Origin of the sequence: Citrobacter sp. RHB25-C09 (assembly GCF_013836145.1) — a bacterium.
In the GTDB taxonomy this organism is placed as follows: Bacteria; Pseudomonadota; Gammaproteobacteria; order Enterobacterales; family Enterobacteriaceae; genus Citrobacter_A.
This window is the reverse complement of record NZ_CP057483.1, coordinates 662,059-678,720: the sequence shown is the minus strand read 5'-3', so window position 1 is coordinate 678,720 and position 16,662 is coordinate 662,059. Positions and strand designations below refer to the sequence as shown.

Genomic DNA, 16,662 nt, shown 5'->3' with positions numbered 1-16,662 from the left:
AGGCTTCGCCTTACCCGGCCAACAAACGTTTAATGGTTAGCGTAAATATTTCTCGAACCAGTCCAGCGTTCGTTTCCACGCCAACTCTGCGGCGGCCTCGTCGTAGCGCGGCGTGGAATCATTATGAAATCCGTGATTAACCCCTGGGTAAATGTACGCTTCATAGACTTTCTCGTGTGCCTTTAATGCTGCTTCATAGGCAGGCCAGCCTTCATTTATGTTCTTATCCAGTTCCGCATAATGCAGAAGGATTGGCGCTTGTATTTTTTCCACGTCCGCCGCCTGAGGCTGACGACCATAGAACGGTACTGCACAATTAAGTTCCGGATACGCCACTGCCGCCGCGTTTGAGACTCCACCGCCATAACAAAAGCCCGTAATACCTACTTTGCCGCTGGCATCCGGATGCTTCTGCATAAATTCGACGGCGGCAAAAAAGTCATTCATTAGCTTCGTTGGGTCCACCTTCTGCTGTAACGCTTTACCTTCTTCATCGTTACCGGGATATCCGCCTACCGAGCTTAAGCCGTCTGGTGCCAGCGCAATATAGCCCGCCTTTGCCACGCGTCGCGCCACATCTTCGATATACGGGTTCAGGCCCCGATTCTCATGCACCACCACCACCGCCGGCACTTTCCCGGTCGTTTTCGTCGGACGCACCAGATAACCCCGGACCTCACCATGTCCGTTGGGCGACGGATAGTGAATGTACTCGGGTAAAATATCGGGATCGGTAAATTTCACCTGCTCCGCCAGCGCATAGTTTGGTTTGAGCATATTGAGCAGCGCCAGCGCGGTGACCCCGCCGACGGCATACTTTGCTGCAAGATTAAGAAACTCACGCTTCGATATTTTCCCATGCGCGTAGTAGTCATAATAATCGAGCAATTCCTGCGGAAAATCTTTTGCTGTCAGACGCGTCATCGCATATCTCCCGGATTTGTGATTGTATAAGCATAGAATGAAAACGCTGTTTCGAAAATTCATCACCTGAAAGGAGACATCATGTCCTGGAACGCCTCCCCTGACCGTTATGAGCAGATGCAGTACCGCTATTGCGGAAAAAGCGGGCTGCAACTGCCCGCGCTGTCACTCGGTCTGTGGCATAGCTTCGGCCACGTTCAAGCTCTCGATTCACAACGCGCCCTGCTGCGCAAAGCTTTTGATTGCGGCATCACCCACTTCGATCTGGCGAATAACTACGGGCCGCCTCCCGGCAGCGCGGAAGAGAACTTCGGTCGTCTGCTGCGGGAAGATTTTGCCTCATACCGCGATGAACTGATTATCTCCACCAAAGCCGGATATGACATGTGGCCCGGCCCGTATGGTTCTGGCGGCTCGCGAAAATACCTGCTTGCCAGCCTCGATCAGAGCCTCAAACGAATGGGGCTGGATTACGTGGATATCTTCTATTCGCACCGCGTAGATGAAAAGACGCCGATGGAAGAGACGGCATCTGCACTGGCGCAGGCGGTACAAAGCGGGAAAGCGCTGTACGTGGGTATTTCGTCCTACTCCCCAGAGCGCACGCAAAAAATGGCCGAGTTGTTAAGGGAGTGGAAGGTGCCGTTATTGATCCACCAGCCATCCTATAACCTGTTGAATCGCTGGGTAGACAAAAGCGGCTTGCTGGATACGCTGGACGCCAATGGCGTGGGCTGTATTGCATTTACGCCACTGGCGCAGGGGCTGTTGACCGGCAAATATCTTAATGGCATCCCGGACGGTTCACGCATGCAGCGGGAAGGGAAAAAGCTGCGCGGGCTGACGGAAAACATGCTCACCGAAGCCAACCTCAACAGCCTGCGTTTGCTGAACGAGATGGCACAACGGCGCGGCCAGTCAATGGCGCAAATGGCATTAAGCTGGCTGTTGAAAGATAACCGGGTGACGTCAGTGCTGATCGGCGCAAGTCGACCGGAACAGTTGGAAGAAAACGTGCAGGCGCTGAAGAATCTCACTTTCACCACCGAAGAACTGGCGCAGATCGATCAGCATGTGGCAGATGGTCAACTGAATTTGTGGCAGGCCTCTTCCGATAAATAGTCCTGAATGCCGGGTGTCGGCCTACAGCCTTGTAGGCCGGATAAGCACAGCGCCATCCGGCACAATCGCCCTTCACACGTCGTCGGGTTTGACCCACGGACGCTGATATTCTGGCCAGACGGTGGCCACCAGGCTGGGATATGCCTCAAGACTAAATTCCATAAAACACTGGCGCAGGTTCAGCACGTCCAGATCAGAATGCGCGACCTGCTCTCCATTGAGGCAGCGTTTTTTAATCGTGTCGTAGTATTTATAGACCGCTGAGTTGAGATCGCTACAGCGTCGCTGCGCTTCAAACAGACCGGGCGTATCATTCAACTGTGTCATCGTCATGCGTTTTATTGTGGCATGCAGGAAATCAATATATTCATGATTCACCCGCCAATACCACACAGGAGTAATCGCATTCATCAGTGCGGAAAAGTGATCTTCACCCTCTTCTTTGGTCAAGGGGATAGAATGAGCCGCCAGCGGCTGTTCTTTCGCTCTGCGCTGTATATTAAATTCATGCATTAAAAAAAAGACAATGCTCAAGAGCAATAGCAGGCAAATAACGGAATAAAAAGCACTATTCATCGTGTGGCTCCATTTTTTTTGATTTTAAAATTACGCCATGTTATTGTCAACGCGGCCTGCCGAATAAAGATAATTATACATTTGATAATAAAGGATAATGCAACATGCTTCCCGAGCATCTTGTTCCGCCGCGTTTTCATCTGTCTCCCAGCGCTCAGGCGGATAAAACCGCAGATAACAAAAATAATTTAACTCAGGGAAAGCGAACCCTGGGCGACTATGAGGCTGACATATTAATCAGTGCAGTATCCACGGGACAAGCAAAAAATATATTGCTCGAAGAGCATGACCGACATTTCAAAGAACGGCTTAATCGCGTAGCTAAAATTGAGACCTTTGCCAAAGTCATTAATGCATTACAGGCGGAAGGCGACATCGACGCTCAAACCTTAAGTAAAATAATGCGCGAAACCACGACCCATATTAACGAAAACGGCAATGAAATTTGGCTTAATTTAATTACTCAGGAACGCGACTCGCCTATTTTTTATTCTCTGGATGACGAATCATGATTAAAGATGTTGAAGATAACAATGTCTATTTGGCTTTAGACGATCATAAAAGCGACCAGTTTATCTTAAAGGAAAATCTTGCCGCGCTTATCGCGAATAAAAACGCGATACTGGAAAGCGTTGCGCAAGAATCCACGCCTATTCCTGCCGCATTGGTCCGTCTCAAATGGCAGAATCGCCGGGAGATCTATGCACTTCAGGTGAAAGAAGAGATTTATGGTGCGGTCATTAACGCCATCATGAAGCAGCAGCCCGCGCTGCGCGATAAAATCATGGCTCGCCTCGAAGGGACCTGGCAGCATCTGCTGGCTCGCGAAACGGCAACGTTACGCTTAACGCGCAGGCTCTCGGAAGAGAAATACCGCACGATCAATATCAGCAGCGTTGCGCTGGACGAGAAGCTGTCGCTTAAAAAACCTTAAGCGACGCACCGTTAAGGATCGTCCTGGTTCCCGCTCACCCGCGCCACAGCGTCTACCCTTAAAGGATGTTCAACCTGAAGGGGAGAAACGCAATGGCCCATTTAAACGATCCCACCACCCTGTATTACACCGGCGAATATCCTAAGCAGAAGCAACCCGCCCCCGGCGTTCAGGCGAAGATGACACCGGTGCCTGACTGTGGCGAGAAAAGCTATGTTGGTCACGATCGCCTTAAAGATCGTAAGGCACTGGTGACAGGAGGCGATTCCGGTATTGGACGCGCTGCCGCCATTGCTTACGCGCGTGAAGGTGCGGATGTGGCGATCAATTACCTGCCAGCGGAAGAGGAAGACGCGCAACAGGTGAAAGCCCTCATTGAAGAGTGCGGGCGTAAAGCGGTGCTTATCCCCGGCGATCTCAGCGACGAATCCTTTGCTCGTTCACTGGTACATAAAGCCCGTGAAGCCCTGGGGGGTCTGGATACGCTGGCGCTGGTTGCCGGTAAGCAGGTGGCCATTCCAGAGATAAAAGACCTGACCAGCGAGCAAGTTCAAAAAACGTTCGCAGTCAACGTCTTTGCCCTGTTCTGGATAACACAGGAAGCCATCCCACTGCTGCCAAAAGGGTCCAGCATTATCACCACATCATCCATTCAGGCATACCAGCCCAGCCCGCACCTGCTTGATTACGCAGCTACCAAAGCGGCGATTCTGAACTACAGTCGTGGACTGGCAAAACAGGTAGCAGAAAAAGGGATTCGCGTTAATGTCGTCGCGCCGGGCCCTATCTGGACTGCACTGCAAATATCAGGCGGCCAGACACAGGAAAAAATCCCTAAATTTGGTCAGCAGACGCCGATGAAGCGCGCGGGGCAACCGGCAGAACTGGCACCTGTTTATGTCTATCTGGCGAGCCAGGAGTCAAGCTATGTCACGGCGGAAGTGCACGGCGTGTGCGGCGGGGAGCATTTAGGTTAGTGTTCGTAGGCCGGGTAAGGCGAAGCCGCCACCCGGCATTTTTTATTACCTGACTATTTCGCTTTCGCGACCTCTTCACCCACCAGACCAATCTTCAGATAGCCTGCCTGGTGCAGCGTATCCATGACTTTCATCAGGGTTTCGTAATCCACGGTTTTATCCGCCCGGAAGAAAATCGTAGTGTCTTTCTTCCCTGCTGTCAGCGTATTCAGCTGCGCAATCATGGTGTCATCCGTCACCGGATCGTTACCAATAAACATGGTGTTGTCCGCTTTTACGGACAGATACACCGGTTTTTCCGGACGCGGCTGCGGAGTGCTGGAAGACGCAGGCAGGTTCACCTTCACATCCACCGTTGCCAGCGGCGCGGCGACCATAAAGATGATCAGCAGCACTAACATGACATCGATAAACGGCGTCACGTTAATTTCATGCATTTCACCGTTATCGTCCAGGTTTTCGTTAAGACGCATTGCCATGAACCATTACCCTACACGTAATTTCTGCGCGCTACGGACCGGATGCGCCGATGCGCTGGCATCGAGATCGAGATCGCGGCTTTGCAGTAACAGCACCTGTGCTGCCACATCGCCCAGCATCGCTTTCAGGCCGCCAATCTGACGGGCAAAGATGTTATAGATAACAACCGCAGGAATAGCGGCAATCAGACCGATGGCCGTCGCCAGCAGCGCTTCTGCGATACCCGGCGCGACAACAGCCAGGTTGGTCGTTTGCGTCTGCGCAATACCAATGAAGCTATTCATAATGCCCCACACCGTACCGAACAGACCCACGAACGGTGAAATCGCACCGATAGTCGCCAGATAGCCGTTACCGCGCCCCATATGACGTCCAACCGCCGCAACGCGACGCTCCAGACGAAAACCGGTACGCTCTTTAATACCTTCATTGTCTTCGCTGCCCTGCGACAGTTCGAGTTCGTTCTGCGCTTCATTAAGCAATTGCGCACTTAAACTTTTGGCAGCAAATTCAGCGGCAATATCACTTGCCTGATCCAGAGAACGGGCTTCTGCCAGGCATTGTTGTTCGCGCTTAAGGCGACGCTTCTGGGACATAAACTCAACGCTCTTGCTGAAGAAAATAGCCCAGGTGACAACGGAAGCCAGAATCAAACCAATCATCACGCACTTAACAACGATATCAGCGTGCTGATACATACCCCAAACGGAAAGATCCGTCTGCATCAAATTATTACCCACTCTGTATCTCCAGGACGCAAATCACAAAAACTGAGCGTAATAATATCAAATCGACGTCGAATTGATAGTCGTTCTCATTACTATTTACATAGTGCCGCACCTTTGGTTCCTTTTCTTTGCGCTTACGCAGTAAAACGTCACACGAGACGATTTTGAGAAAATATTGTGCTTTATCCCTTTCGACGGGATGCGCAATTTGTCATTCGTGGTAGTTTAGACATCCAGACGTATAAAAACAGGAAACACAACATGGCAGAGAAGAAACTGGACACCACGCTTGTTAGCGCCGGACGGAGTAAGAAATACACCCTGGGTTCGGTAAACAGCGTGATTCAGCGTGCCTCATCGCTGGTTTTTGCGACAGTCGAAGCCAAAAAGCACGCCACCCGCAACCGCGCCAACGGCGAGTTATTTTATGGTCGTCGCGGTACGCTGACCCATTTCTCGCTCCAGGAAGCGATGTGTGAACTGGAAGGCGGTGCCGGTTGTGCCCTCTTCCCCTGCGGCGCCGCAGCGGTAGCCAATACGATCCTCGCCTTTGTCGAACAGGGCGACCACGTCCTGATGACCAACACAGCCTATGAGCCCAGCCAGGACTTCTGCACGAAAGTGCTGGGCAAGTTGGGCGTGACCACCGGCTGGTTCGATCCGCTGGTCGGCGCGGATATTGTTAAGCATATTCAGCCCAATACCAGAGTGGTATTTCTGGAATCGCCGGGTTCGGTAACCATGGAAGTGCATGACGTTCCGGCAATTGTTGCCGCCGTCAGACGCGTCGCGCCGGATGCCATCATTATGATTGATAACACCTGGGCGGCTGGCGTTCTGTTTAAAGCGCTCGATTTCGGCGTCGACATCTCCATTCAGGCTGGCACCAAATACCTGATTGGTCATTCTGATGCGATGATCGGTACGGCTGTTGCTAACGCCCGCTGCTGGGATCAACTGCGCGAGAATGCCTATCTGATGGGGCAGATGGTTGATGCCGATACCGCCTATATGACCAGTCGCGGCCTGCGAACGTTGGGCGTGCGTCTGCGTCAGCATCACGAAAGCAGCCTGAAGATCGCCGAGTGGCTGGCTGCACATCCTCAGGTCGCGCGCGTAAATCATCCGGCGTTGCCGGGCAGTAAAGGACACGAATTCTGGCAGCGAGACTTTACAGGCAGCAGCGGTCTGTTTTCATTCATCCTGAGCAAGAAACTCAATAATGAAGAGCTGTCCGCTTATCTGGACCACTTCAACCTCTTCAGTATGGCCTATTCCTGGGGCGGCTTTGAGTCGTTAATTCTCGCCAATCAGCCTGAACATATTGCGGAAATTCGCCCTGAAGGCGGCGTGGATTTCAGCGGTACGCTAATTCGTGTACATATCGGTTTAGAAGATGTGGACGATCTGATTGCGGATTTAGACGCTGGATTTTCGCGTATTGTATAAAATTGACGCCCATGGACAGCATTGCAGACACTTTTGATTAAAATTGTCTGCATTAGTTGCGTCCGTGATCAAGGCATCCCGGCCCGTTCAGGAGTACAATAGGCTCATTAAGGCTTAAACGCTGTTCCACAGGAAAGTCCATGGCTGTCATTCAAGATATTATCGCTGCGCTCTGGCAACACGATTTTGCTGCGCTGGCGGACCCTCACGTTGTTAGCGTCGTCTACTTTGTGATGTTTGCCACGCTGTTTTTAGAGAATGGTTTATTACCTGCCTCATTTCTACCCGGCGATAGTCTGCTGTTACTGGCAGGCGCACTGGTTGCGCAAGGCGTGATGAGCTTTGTGCCGACCCTGGTTATTCTGACCACGGCGGCCAGTCTGGGCTGCTGGCTCAGTTATATTCAGGGCCGCTGGCTGGGAAATACGAAAACGGTGAAAGGCTGGCTGGCGCAACTTCCGGCGAAATACCACCAGCGCGCGACCTGCATGTTTGACCGCCACGGCCTGTTAGCGCTGCTGGCCGGTCGCTTTCTGGCGTTTGTGCGCACCCTGCTGCCAACCATGGCCGGCATTTCCGGGCTCTCTAACCGTCGCTTTCAGTTTTTCAACTGGCTGAGCGGCCTGCTGTGGGTTGGTGTGGTCACGAGCTTCGGCTATGCGCTGAGCATGATCCCCTTCGTTAAGCGTCATGAAGATCAGGTGATGACCTTCCTGATGATCCTGCCGATTTTTCTGCTGGCAGCCGGGTTGATCGGTACGCTGTTTGTGGTGATCAAAAAGAAATACTGTAGCGCCTGATGTTTTGATTGCCGGATGGCGCTGACGCTCATCCGGCCTACGGTAACGTAGTTAACTTCCCTGCATGGTGCGGATCCGCGCCGCATCCTCTCCCGGCGTCACGCCAAAATAGCGCTTAAATTCGCGACTAAACTGTGACGCGCTTTCGTAGCCCACCTGCATTGCCGCCGCGCTGGCCTTCATGCCATCGTGGATTATCATCATCCGCGCCTTATGTAAGCGATAGGTTTTCAGATACTGCAACGGCGATGTGCTGGTTACTGACTTAAAATTATGATGAAACGCCGAGACGCTCATATTGGCTTCAGCCGCCAACTGCTCAACGTTGAGGTTTTCAGTGTACTTATTTTCGATGCGCTTCAATACGCGACTGATCAGGCTGAAGTGGGTCTGACGACTGACCAGCGCCAGCAGCGCGCCGCCGCGCGGCCCGGTCAGTACGTGATAGAGGATCTCGCGGATAATTTGCTTACCGAGGATCCGCGCATCCAGCGGCCGTTCCATCACATCGAGCAGGCGTTCTGCAGCGCAGAGTATCTCTTCTGAGAGGGTGGCCGAGTTAATCCCGCTGGCCGCCATCGATGGCTGAAACTGGTCATCCTCGCCAATGTCCATTAACAACTCCTGCAATTGCAGGAGATCGACATTAATGCGCAACCCTGCCAGCGGTACCTCCGGCGTTGCGTAGGTTTCACACTCGAAGGGTAAGGGCACGGTCAACAGCAGATATTCATTGGTGTCATAGCGAAAAACACGCTCATTGATATAACCGATCTTATGCCCGGAAAAGAGAAATATGATGCCAGGGTCGTACATCACTGGAGTGCGTGCGCCTGGCTCAGTGCCATACAGCAGACCCACGTCCGGCAGCAAACTCTGTGTTAAATTTCCTTTTTCTTTCAAAATCTTAATTTTATCAGTTAGCTGTAAACAGATCGCTTCACGGGTCATGGCGGGTTCTTTTCTCAATCAATGTCGACGCTTTGATTGTGCGCAATTTTGTCTCTTTTCTCCAGCACTCTGGAGAAATGGGCAAGACATTGGCAGAAATGAGCATTGAGAGGAAGAGCGTGCGCGACCACAATGTTCTCCATCAGGCAGACCTTCGCCTGCCCTCTTTTTACCTACATATAGGGAACGAGCAATGAATAACTTTAATCTGCATACCCCGACCCGCATTCTGTTTGGTAAAGGCGCCATTGCCGAACTGCGCGAACAAATCCCGCAGGACGCTCGCGTGCTGATCACCTACGGCGGCGGCAGCGTGAAAAAGACCGGCGTTCTGGCACAGGTCCAGGAGGCGCTAAAAGGGATGGACGTCCGCGAATTTGGTGGCATCGAACCCAATCCGTCTTACGAAACGCTGATGAACGCGGTCAAAATCGCCCGTGATGAGAAGATCACCTTCCTGCTGGCCGTCGGCGGTGGCTCTGTGCTGGATGGCACGAAATTTATTGCCGCTGCAGCGCACTATCCGGAAGGCACCGACCCGTGGCACATTCTGCAAACCAGCGGTAGCGAGATTAAAAGCGCTATTCCGATGGGCTCCGTGCTGACGCTGCCAGCGACCGGTTCTGAATCCAACAAAGGCGCGGTGATCTCCCGTAAAACCACGGGTGACAAGCAGGCCTTCCATTCACCACACGTCCAGCCGGTATTTGCGGTGTTAGATCCGGTTTACACCTACACTCTGCCGCCACGTCAGGTGGCTAACGGCGTGGTAGATGCTTTTGTTCACACCGTCGAGCAGTACGTAACCTACCCGGTTGACGCCAAAATTCAGGATCGTTTCGCGGAAGGGATTCTGCTGACGCTGATTGAAGACGGTCCGAAAGCGCTGCAAGAGCCGGAAAACTACGATGTCCGTGCCAACGTCATGTGGGCAGCCACTCAGGCGTTGAACGGCCTGATTGGCGCGGGCGTTCCCCAGGACTGGGCAACCCATATGCTGGGCCACGAACTGACGGCAATGCACGGGCTGGATCACGCCCAGACGCTGGCGGTTGTTCTGCCTGCGCTGTGGAATGAAAAACGCGATACCAAACGTGAAAAACTGCTGCAATACGCGGAGCGCGTGTGGAACATCACCGAAGGTTCTGACGACGCGCGTATTGATGCCGCCATCGCAGCGACGCGTAATTTCTTCGAGCAGTTGGGCGTACCTACTCGCCTCTCCGGGTACGGTCTGGACGGCAGCTCCATCCCGGCACTGCTGGCGAAACTGGAAGAACACGGTATGACACAGTTGGGTGAACATCACGACATTACTCTCGACGTCAGCCGCCGTATTTACGAAGCCGCCCGCTAAGCTTTTTTGCCCTCTGACTTTCGTTTTCAGGCATTTCGTCCAGACTTAAGTCACACATTCTCACCGGGGGCTCCCCCCGGTGATGAACATATGGAGGAGAAAAAATGGCAAACCAAACCGTAATTAAGCTTCAGGATGGCAATGTCATGCCCCAACTGGGGTTAGGTGTATGGAAAGCCGGTAACGACGAAGTCGTATCCGCCATTCATAAAGCGCTGGAAGTGGGGTATCGCTCAATTGATACCGCAGCCGCCTACAAAAATGAGGAAGGCGTCGGTAAAGCGCTTAAAAACGGGGGCATCCCTCGCGACGAACTGTTCATTACCACCAAACTGTGGAATGACGATCAGAAACGCCCACGCGAAGCGTTGCAGGAAAGTCTGGAAAAACTCCAGCTCGATTATCTTGATCTGTATCTGATGCACTGGCCGGTGCCGGCGATCGACCATTATGTCGAAGCCTGGGAAGGCATGATCGACCTGCAAAAGCAGGGACTGATTAAAAGCATTGGTGTGTGTAACTTCCAGGTGAATCATCTTCAGCGTCTGATAGATGAAACGGGGGTCACCCCGGTGATCAACCAAATCGAGCTTCATCCGCTGATGCAACAACGCCAACTGCACGCGTGGAATGCGACACACAAAATTCAGACCGAAGCCTGGAGCCCGCTGGCTCAGGGCGGTGACGGCGTTTTCGATCAGAAAATCATTCGTGACCTGGCGGATAAATACGGTAAAACCCCGGCGCAGATCGTGATCCGCTGGCATCTGGACAACGGTCTGGTGGTGATCCCGAAATCCGTAACCCCTTCCCGCATTGCGGAAAACTTTGATGTCTGGGACTTCCGCCTCGACAAAGACGAACTCAGCGAAATCGCTAAACTCGACCAGGGCAAACGCCTGGGGCCGGATCCGGACCAGTTCGGCGGTTAATTGCCTTTCCTGTGCCCGACACTCTGTCGGGCCTTTCTTTGAAATATTTTGGCACAAACAGTCCCTATTTTTTTGTTTATTTCCTGTCCATGCAAGCGCAGCATAGTTTCCAAATAACCCTGTATTCAATGATGGTTATTATAATTAGTAAACAAATATATCAAATACTTATAGGTGCAAAACCGTGGCGGAAAATAAGCCTTCGGGCGTCAAATGGCTCCCATTAATTCTTATTCTTTTTATCGCCGCCGGGCTGTGGCAAATTTCGCCACCAACAGGGCTAAGCGCCCCGGCCTGGCATTCAGCCATCATCTTTGTCGCCACAATCGCCTCTATCGTGGCAAAGGTTTTGCCCATAGGCGCCGTTGGGATTATTGGCATCACGGTCTTTGCCCTCGCCTATGCGGCGGGCGATAAAACGGCGAGTGGCGCCATCACTACCGCGCTGAGCGAACTCAACAGTTCACTTATCTGGCTGATTGTCGTGGCCTTTATGATTGCCCGAGGCTTTATTAAAACCGGATTAGGACGACGTATTGCATTACAAATGATCCGCCTGCTGGGGAAAAGAACGCTGGGCCTTGCCTATGGCCTGGCGTTTGCGGATCTGATCCTCTCTCCCGCCATGCCAAGCAACACCGCGCGATGCGGTGGCGTTATCTATCCCATTGCCGACTCGCTAGCGCGTAGCTTTGACTCGCGCCCAGACGATGAGTCACGCCGTAAAATAGGCACGTTTCTCATCACCTGTATCGGCAACGTTAACGATGTCACTGCAGCCCTGTTTATGACGGGCTATACCGGAAACCTGCTGGCAGTAAAACTGGCAGCTAATGCGGGTGTGACGCTGACATGGAGTAGTTGGTTTATGGCGGCACTACTTCCCTGCCTGATATCTCTGCTCATCGTGCCGCTATTGGTTTACTGGCTGACGCGTCCTGAGATCAAACACACACCGAACGCACCGGAGCTGGCACGAAAAGAACTGGCGCAAATGGGGCGAATGTCGCGCGGCGAATGGCTGATGCTGGCAACCGTTGGTGTGCTGCTGGTGCTGTGGATTTTTGGTGATATGTTGGGTGTCGATGCCACCACCGCCTCGTTTGTAGGGCTTTCTATTCTGCTGCTCAGCGGCGTTTTAAGCTGGGAAGATGTCAAAAGCGAAAAAGGCGCGTGGGATACGCTGATCTGGTTTGCTGCCCTGCTGATGATGGCCAACCAGTTGAAAAAACTCGGATTCACTACCTGGTTCGGCAATCTGATTGGCGAAAGTATCGGCAGCACCATGCACGGCACAAGCTGGGTCATCGTTCTGCTGTTGCTAAACGCCGCCTATTTTTACACCCACTATTTTTTCGCCAGCGGCAACGCACAGATTGCCGCACTGTATGCGGTGTTCCTTGGGGTGGGGATTCATTTGAACATTCCGACCGTGCCCATGGCGCTGATGCTGGCATTCACCAGCAGCCTTTATTGCTCTCTGACCCAGTATACCCACGCGCGGGGACCGATTCTGTTTGGGGCCGGGTATGTTCCTACCGGCGTCTGGTGGAGGACGGGATTTGTCATCAGCCTCTTTAACCAGGCGGTATTTATCACCGTCGGTTTGGCCTGGTGGAAAGTGTTAGGTTTGTACTAATCACAGGTCCGGTAAAATAAGCCGGATGGCGGCTTCGCCTTATCCGGTCTACTGGTTCCGTAGGCCCGGTAAGCGCCAGCGCCACCGGGCATTGGGATTAACGTCCTGCGACCTTACCGCGTTTTTTGTTTGCAGCCAGCGTCTGACGCTGATGCGCCACCGGCGTGTGCTTGGTCAGTGCCGGACGGGTATTGCGGTTCTGACGACGCGCTTCGCGCATCTCTTCCAGCGTTGGCGCGGGTACCAAACAGTCCCGGCGTCCGCCGATCAGGTGCTTTTTACCCATCTCTTCCAGCGCCTGACGGATCATCGGCCAGTTGGCAGGATCGTGATAACGCAGCAGCGCCTTATGCAGACGACGCTGTTTGTCCCCTTTCGGCACCACCACATCTTCACTCTTATAACCAATTTTACCCAGCGGGTTCTTGCCGGTGTAATACATGGTCGTTGAGTTCGCCAGCGGTGACGGGTAGAAGTTCTGCACCTGATCCAGGCGGAAACGGTGCTTCTTCAGCCACAGCGCCAGGTTCACCATATCTTCGTCACGCGTCCCAGGGTGCGCAGAGATAAAGTACGGGATCAGGTACTGCTCTTTCCCGGCCTGCTTCGAGTAGAGATCAAACAGCTCTTTGAAGCGGTCATAGCTGCCCATGCCCGGCTTCATCATCTTCGATAGCGGCCCTTCTTCCGTATGTTCTGGGGCAATCTTCAGATAACCGCCTACGTGGTGGCTCGCCAGCTCTTTGATATAGCGAGGATCTTCCACGGCGATGTCGTAGCGCACGCCAGAGGCGATGAGGATCTTCTTGATGCCTTTTAGATCGCGGGCGCGGCGGTAGAGATTGATCGTCGGCTCATGGTTAGTATCCATATGCGGACAAATATCCGGATAAACGCACGACAAACGGCGGCAGGTCTGCTCCGCGCGCGGAGACTTACAGCGCAGCATGTACATGTTAGCCGTCGGTCCGCCAAGATCGGAGATCACCCCGGTAAAGCCCGGCACGGTATCGCGGATCGCTTCGATCTCATTGATGATCGAATCTTCAGAGCGACTCTGGATAATGCGCCCTTCGTGTTCGGTGATCGAACAGAATGAACAGCCGCCAAAGCAGCCGCGCATGATATTGACCGAGAAGCGGATCATCTCGTAGGCAGGAATACGGCTCGTACCATACGCAGGGTGCGGCACACGCTTATAAGGCAGTGCAAAAACGCTGTCCATCTCTTCGGTTGAGAGCGGGATCGCCGGCGGGTTAATCCAGATATAGCGGTCACCGTGCTTTTGCATCAGCGCGCGGGCGCAGCCAGGGTTGGTTTCATGGTGGAGAATGCGCGAAGCGTGGGCGTACAGTACCTTATCGCCCTTCACTTTCTCAAAAGAAGGCAGCAGAACGTAGGTCTTCTCCCACGGCTTAGGGCGCGCCGGTTGCACAGTAATGGCTTTCGCCTCCTGCTTTTTCGGCGCGACCGGTTTGTTATCTGCACACGGTAAATCTTCGCCATACGGGTGTGGGATCGGGTCGATTTTGCCCGGCGTATCCAGACGCGTGGAGTCGACACCGCTCCAGCCCGGCAGGGCTTCTTTCACCATAATCGCGGTATTACGCACGTCGCGGATCTGATCGATGGTTTCACCCATCGCCAGACGATGTGCCACTTCCACCAGTGGACGCTCACCGTTGCCGAACATCAGCATGTCGGCTTTGGAATCTACCAGTACCGAACGGCGTACCGTATCAGACCAGTAATCATAATGCGCAGTACGGCGCAGGCTGGCTTCGATTCCGCCAAGGATCACCGGCACATCTTTCCACGCTTCTTTGCAACGCTGGGTATAGACCAGCGTAGCGCGGTCCGGACGCTTGCCCGCGACGTTATCCGGGGTGTAGGCGTCATCATGGCGCAGTCGACGATCCGCCGTGTAGCGGTTGATCATCGAGTCCATATTTCCGGCGGTAACCCCAAAGAACAGGTTCGGTTTTCCCAGACGCATAAAGTCGTCTTTACTGTTCCAGTCCGGTTGGGCAATGATCCCTACGCGGAACCCTTGCGCTTCCAGCATACGACCACAGATCGCCATGCCAAAGCTTGGGTGATCGACATACGCGTCACCGGTTACCAAAATAATGTCGCAGCTATCCCAGCCAAGTTGATCCATTTCGTCGCGAGACATCGGCAAAAAAGGAGCAGGACCAAAACAGGCCGCCCAGTACTGAGGCCAGGAGAAGAGATCTCTGTCTGGCTGGATCAGGGATATTGCGCTCATATTGCTTCCACAAATGGTAAAAAAATAATCAAAGGCCGGCGATTATAAGCCGGAACGAAAGAGAAAGGTATTTACTTCTCGCCCTTGCGGGCGAGAGGATTACGGGGCCGGATTCACCAGGAGCTGTCCGATAGAGCCACGGTCCGCCATTTCCAGCGTCTGGCTGTTGAAGTAGAACGGGAAGTGCGCCCAGGAAGGCTGTCCGTAATAGACCAACAGTTCGACCTGACCATCGACCCAGACGGTGTCTTTCCAGCCGCGATCTTCCGGGAACGGCATTGCGCCATTGACGTTACGCACAAGGAACGCGACACCCTCAATGTGAAACGACTGCGGCATATCGGCGCGCACCGTCCAGCGTTCCCAGGTACCCTGCTGCGCAGTGATATCAATACGGCTCACATCCCAGAGCTGGCCGTTAATGCCAGGATCGTCGCCCAGGCTGATATCACGGCTGCGGATCGGCGCGCCGCTGATGATATCCGTAGGCAGCAGGCGCATCGGCAGGCTGTCGGTGACCAGCGGCAACAGGCCGGTCGGACGCAGCGTTAGCACCAGTGTTGAAACCAGAATACTGGAAGGTTCGAAGAAGCCCCGGATCCGGTCGACAATGCTCGCCGCCTCACCACAGGTAATCGATACTTCATCACCGTTGGTCATATCGACCAGTATTTCCCGGCGCTCACCCGGTGCCAGCGACAGTTGCTTCACCGATACCGGGGCTGGCAAAAAGCCTTGATCGCCAGAGATCACGTGCAGGGCGCGGCCATCGCTCATTTGTAATTGATAACGGCGCGCATTTGAGGCGTTCAGCAAACGCAGACGCACCCAGCCACGGGAAACTTCAACGTAAGGGCTCTGCGCACCATTGACCAGCAGCGTGTCGCCAACAAAGCCGCCGCTTCCGGGTTCGCTGTATTCCGGCGTGCCGAAGTTATCCAGGCGCTTATCCTGGATAATGACCGGGAAGTCATCAACGCCATAATGATTGGGGATAGGCAGAGATTTGCTGATCTCATCTTCCACCAGCCACATACCCGCCAGACCGTTGTAAACCTGCTGCGCGGTGCGGTTTGGCGTGTTGGCGTGATACCACAACGTGGCGGCATTCTGGCGAACCGGCAGCACCGGCGCCCAGTCCGCATTTGGCGTCATCATTCGTGCCGGACCGCCCATCAGCGGCCCCGGAACCTGCAACCCGGCAATGGTCATGGAGACGTTCTCCGCCAGGCGGTTGCTGTAAATCAGCTTAACGTCGTCCCCTTTCCAGACGCGGATCGTTGGCCCCAGATAGCGTCCGTTAATGCCCCACACCGACGCGCGACTTCCCTGAGTAAAGGACCAGTGCGTGCGCTGCAACGTCATGAACAACGGTTGCCCGCGGCGGGACTCCAGTAGCGGCGGAACGGGCAGCGGCGGTTGCTGACCGGCAGCATTGGCCCTCAGCGGAACAGCACCGGCACACAGTGCGATTCCCGAAGCCTGAATGAACTGACGCCGACTGAGTGACATAATAACTCCATG

The 16,662-nt window shown here is 53.7% G+C and carries 15 protein-coding genes and 1 pseudogene; 9 read left to right on the top strand and 7 right to left on the bottom strand.

What is annotated here, in order from left to right:
- Positions 1 to 36: 36 nt before the first annotated feature.
- Positions 37 to 924 (bottom strand): YghX family hydrolase, encoded by an 888-nt coding sequence (gene yghX, locus HVY19_RS03265; protein ID WP_181682955.1) that lies wholly within the window; start codon positions 922 to 924, stop codon positions 37 to 39.
- A gap of 81 nt (positions 925 to 1,005) precedes the next feature.
- Between yghX and HVY19_RS03260 the strand changes: the two genes are divergently transcribed.
- Positions 1,006 to 2,046: an aldo/keto reductase gene (locus HVY19_RS03260; protein ID WP_181682954.1), complete on the top strand. Its 1,041-nt coding sequence runs from the start codon at positions 1,006 to 1,008 to the stop codon at positions 2,044 to 2,046.
- A 72-nt stretch (positions 2,047 to 2,118) separates the two neighbouring features.
- Here HVY19_RS03260 and HVY19_RS03255 read toward each other — a convergent pair whose 3' ends face one another.
- A complete protein-coding gene (locus HVY19_RS03255) occupies positions 2,119 to 2,622 on the bottom strand; it encodes an RNA helicase (protein ID WP_181682953.1) in 504 nt (167 codons plus the stop codon).
- A 104-nt stretch (positions 2,623 to 2,726) separates the two neighbouring features.
- On the opposite strand from HVY19_RS03255, the gene HVY19_RS03250 reads away from it, so the two are divergent.
- The 3 genes from HVY19_RS03250 to HVY19_RS03240 all read left to right on the top strand — a co-directional run bounded on the left by HVY19_RS03250 (position 2,727) and on the right by HVY19_RS03240 (position 4,533).
- Positions 2,727 to 3,134 (top strand): hypothetical protein, encoded by a 408-nt coding sequence (locus tag HVY19_RS03250; protein ID WP_181682952.1) that lies wholly within the window; start codon positions 2,727 to 2,729, stop codon positions 3,132 to 3,134.
- Positions 3,134 to 3,556 carry a cytoplasmic protein gene (locus HVY19_RS03245; protein ID WP_181684205.1) on the top strand — a complete coding sequence of 141 codons (423 nt, stop codon included), beginning with the start codon at positions 3,134 to 3,136 and terminating at the stop codon, positions 3,554 to 3,556. The genes HVY19_RS03250 and HVY19_RS03245 overlap by 1 nt, the downstream gene beginning before the upstream one ends.
- 92 nt (positions 3,557 to 3,648) lie before the next feature.
- On the top strand, positions 3,649 to 4,533 hold the full coding sequence (locus HVY19_RS03240) for an SDR family oxidoreductase (protein WP_181682951.1): 885 nt from the start codon (positions 3,649 to 3,651) through the stop codon (positions 4,531 to 4,533).
- A 53-nt stretch (positions 4,534 to 4,586) separates the two neighbouring features.
- Here the strand turns inward: HVY19_RS03240 and exbD are convergent, their stop codons facing one another.
- Both exbD and exbB read right to left on the bottom strand, forming a co-directional pair.
- The gene (gene exbD, locus HVY19_RS03235; RefSeq protein WP_181682950.1) at positions 4,587 to 5,012 is read right to left on the bottom strand and encodes a TonB system transport protein ExbD; all 426 of its coding nucleotides are present in this window, start codon (positions 5,010 to 5,012) and stop codon (positions 4,587 to 4,589) included.
- A 6-nt stretch (positions 5,013 to 5,018) separates the two neighbouring features.
- Complete coding sequence (gene exbB / locus HVY19_RS03230; RefSeq protein WP_181682949.1) at positions 5,019 to 5,753, bottom strand: tol-pal system-associated acyl-CoA thioesterase; 735 nt, start codon at positions 5,751 to 5,753, stop codon at positions 5,019 to 5,021.
- 249 nt (positions 5,754 to 6,002) lie between these two features.
- Between exbB and metC the strand changes: the two genes are divergently transcribed.
- Positions 6,003 to 7,190 (top strand): cystathionine beta-lyase, encoded by a 1,188-nt coding sequence (metC, locus tag HVY19_RS03225; protein WP_181682948.1) that lies wholly within the window; start codon positions 6,003 to 6,005, stop codon positions 7,188 to 7,190.
- A 140-nt stretch (positions 7,191 to 7,330) separates the two neighbouring features.
- The gene (gene yghB, locus HVY19_RS03220; RefSeq protein WP_181682947.1) at positions 7,331 to 7,990 is read left to right on the top strand and encodes a DedA family general envelope maintenance protein YghB; all 660 of its coding nucleotides are present in this window, start codon (positions 7,331 to 7,333) and stop codon (positions 7,988 to 7,990) included.
- A 51-nt stretch (positions 7,991 to 8,041) separates the two neighbouring features.
- Here the strand turns inward: yghB and HVY19_RS03215 are convergent, their stop codons facing one another.
- Positions 8,042 to 8,941: an AraC family transcriptional regulator gene (locus tag HVY19_RS03215; protein WP_181682946.1), complete on the bottom strand. Its 900-nt coding sequence runs from the start codon at positions 8,939 to 8,941 to the stop codon at positions 8,042 to 8,044.
- 193 nt (positions 8,942 to 9,134) lie between these two features.
- Here HVY19_RS03215 and yqhD point away from each other — a divergent pair, with 193 nt between their 5' ends.
- From yqhD to HVY19_RS03200, 3 genes and pseudogenes are all read left to right on the top strand, one after another.
- Positions 9,135 to 10,298, top strand: a complete 1,164-nt coding sequence (yqhD, locus tag HVY19_RS03210) for an alcohol dehydrogenase (RefSeq protein ID WP_181682945.1) — start codon at positions 9,135 to 9,137, stop codon at positions 10,296 to 10,298.
- A gap of 104 nt (positions 10,299 to 10,402) precedes the next feature.
- Positions 10,403 to 11,230, top strand: a complete 828-nt coding sequence (gene dkgA, locus HVY19_RS03205; RefSeq protein WP_181682944.1) for a 2,5-didehydrogluconate reductase DkgA — start codon at positions 10,403 to 10,405, stop codon at positions 11,228 to 11,230.
- Between the two features lie 174 nt (positions 11,231 to 11,404).
- Positions 11,405 to 12,869: pseudogene (locus HVY19_RS03200) on the top strand (DASS family sodium-coupled anion symporter).
- A gap of 97 nt (positions 12,870 to 12,966) precedes the next feature.
- On the opposite strand, the gene HVY19_RS03195 reads toward HVY19_RS03200, so the two are convergent.
- Positions 12,967 to 15,138, bottom strand: a complete 2,172-nt coding sequence (locus HVY19_RS03195) for a YgiQ family radical SAM protein (protein ID WP_181682942.1) — start codon at positions 15,136 to 15,138, stop codon at positions 12,967 to 12,969.
- Positions 15,139 to 15,237: 99 nt separating this feature from the next.
- Entirely contained in the window at positions 15,238 to 16,650 is a 1,413-nt protein-coding gene (gene ftsP / locus HVY19_RS03190; RefSeq protein ID WP_181682941.1) for a cell division protein FtsP, read from the bottom strand.
- Between the last annotated feature and the right edge of the window lie 12 nt (positions 16,651 to 16,662).

Bases quoted from the DNA above. Each gene is read 5' to 3' on its own strand.
- yghX (WP_181682955.1), bottom strand. From the start codon at position 924: ATGACGCGTCTGACAGCAAAAGATTTTCCGCAGGAATTGCTCGATTAT.
- HVY19_RS03260 (WP_181682954.1), top strand. From the start codon at position 1,006: ATGTCCTGGAACGCCTCCCCTGACCGTTATGAGCAGATGCAGTACCGC.
- HVY19_RS03255 (WP_181682953.1), bottom strand. From the start codon at position 2,622: ATGAATAGTGCTTTTTATTCCGTTATTTGCCTGCTATTGCTCTTGAGC.
- HVY19_RS03250 (WP_181682952.1), top strand. From the start codon at position 2,727: ATGCTTCCCGAGCATCTTGTTCCGCCGCGTTTTCATCTGTCTCCCAGC.
- HVY19_RS03240 (WP_181682951.1), top strand. From the start codon at position 3,649: ATGGCCCATTTAAACGATCCCACCACCCTGTATTACACCGGCGAATAT.
- exbD (WP_181682950.1), bottom strand. From the start codon at position 5,012: ATGGCAATGCGTCTTAACGAAAACCTGGACGATAACGGTGAAATGCAT.
- metC (WP_181682948.1), top strand. From the start codon at position 6,003: ATGGCAGAGAAGAAACTGGACACCACGCTTGTTAGCGCCGGACGGAGT.
- yghB (WP_181682947.1), top strand. From the start codon at position 7,331: ATGGCTGTCATTCAAGATATTATCGCTGCGCTCTGGCAACACGATTTT.
- HVY19_RS03215 (WP_181682946.1), bottom strand. From the start codon at position 8,941: ATGACCCGTGAAGCGATCTGTTTACAGCTAACTGATAAAATTAAGATT.
- yqhD (WP_181682945.1), top strand. From the start codon at position 9,135: ATGAATAACTTTAATCTGCATACCCCGACCCGCATTCTGTTTGGTAAA.
- dkgA (WP_181682944.1), top strand. From the start codon at position 10,403: ATGGCAAACCAAACCGTAATTAAGCTTCAGGATGGCAATGTCATGCCC.
- HVY19_RS03195 (WP_181682942.1), bottom strand. From the start codon at position 15,138: ATGAGCGCAATATCCCTGATCCAGCCAGACAGAGATCTCTTCTCCTGG.
- ftsP (WP_181682941.1), bottom strand. From the start codon at position 16,650: ATGTCACTCAGTCGGCGTCAGTTCATTCAGGCTTCGGGAATCGCACTG.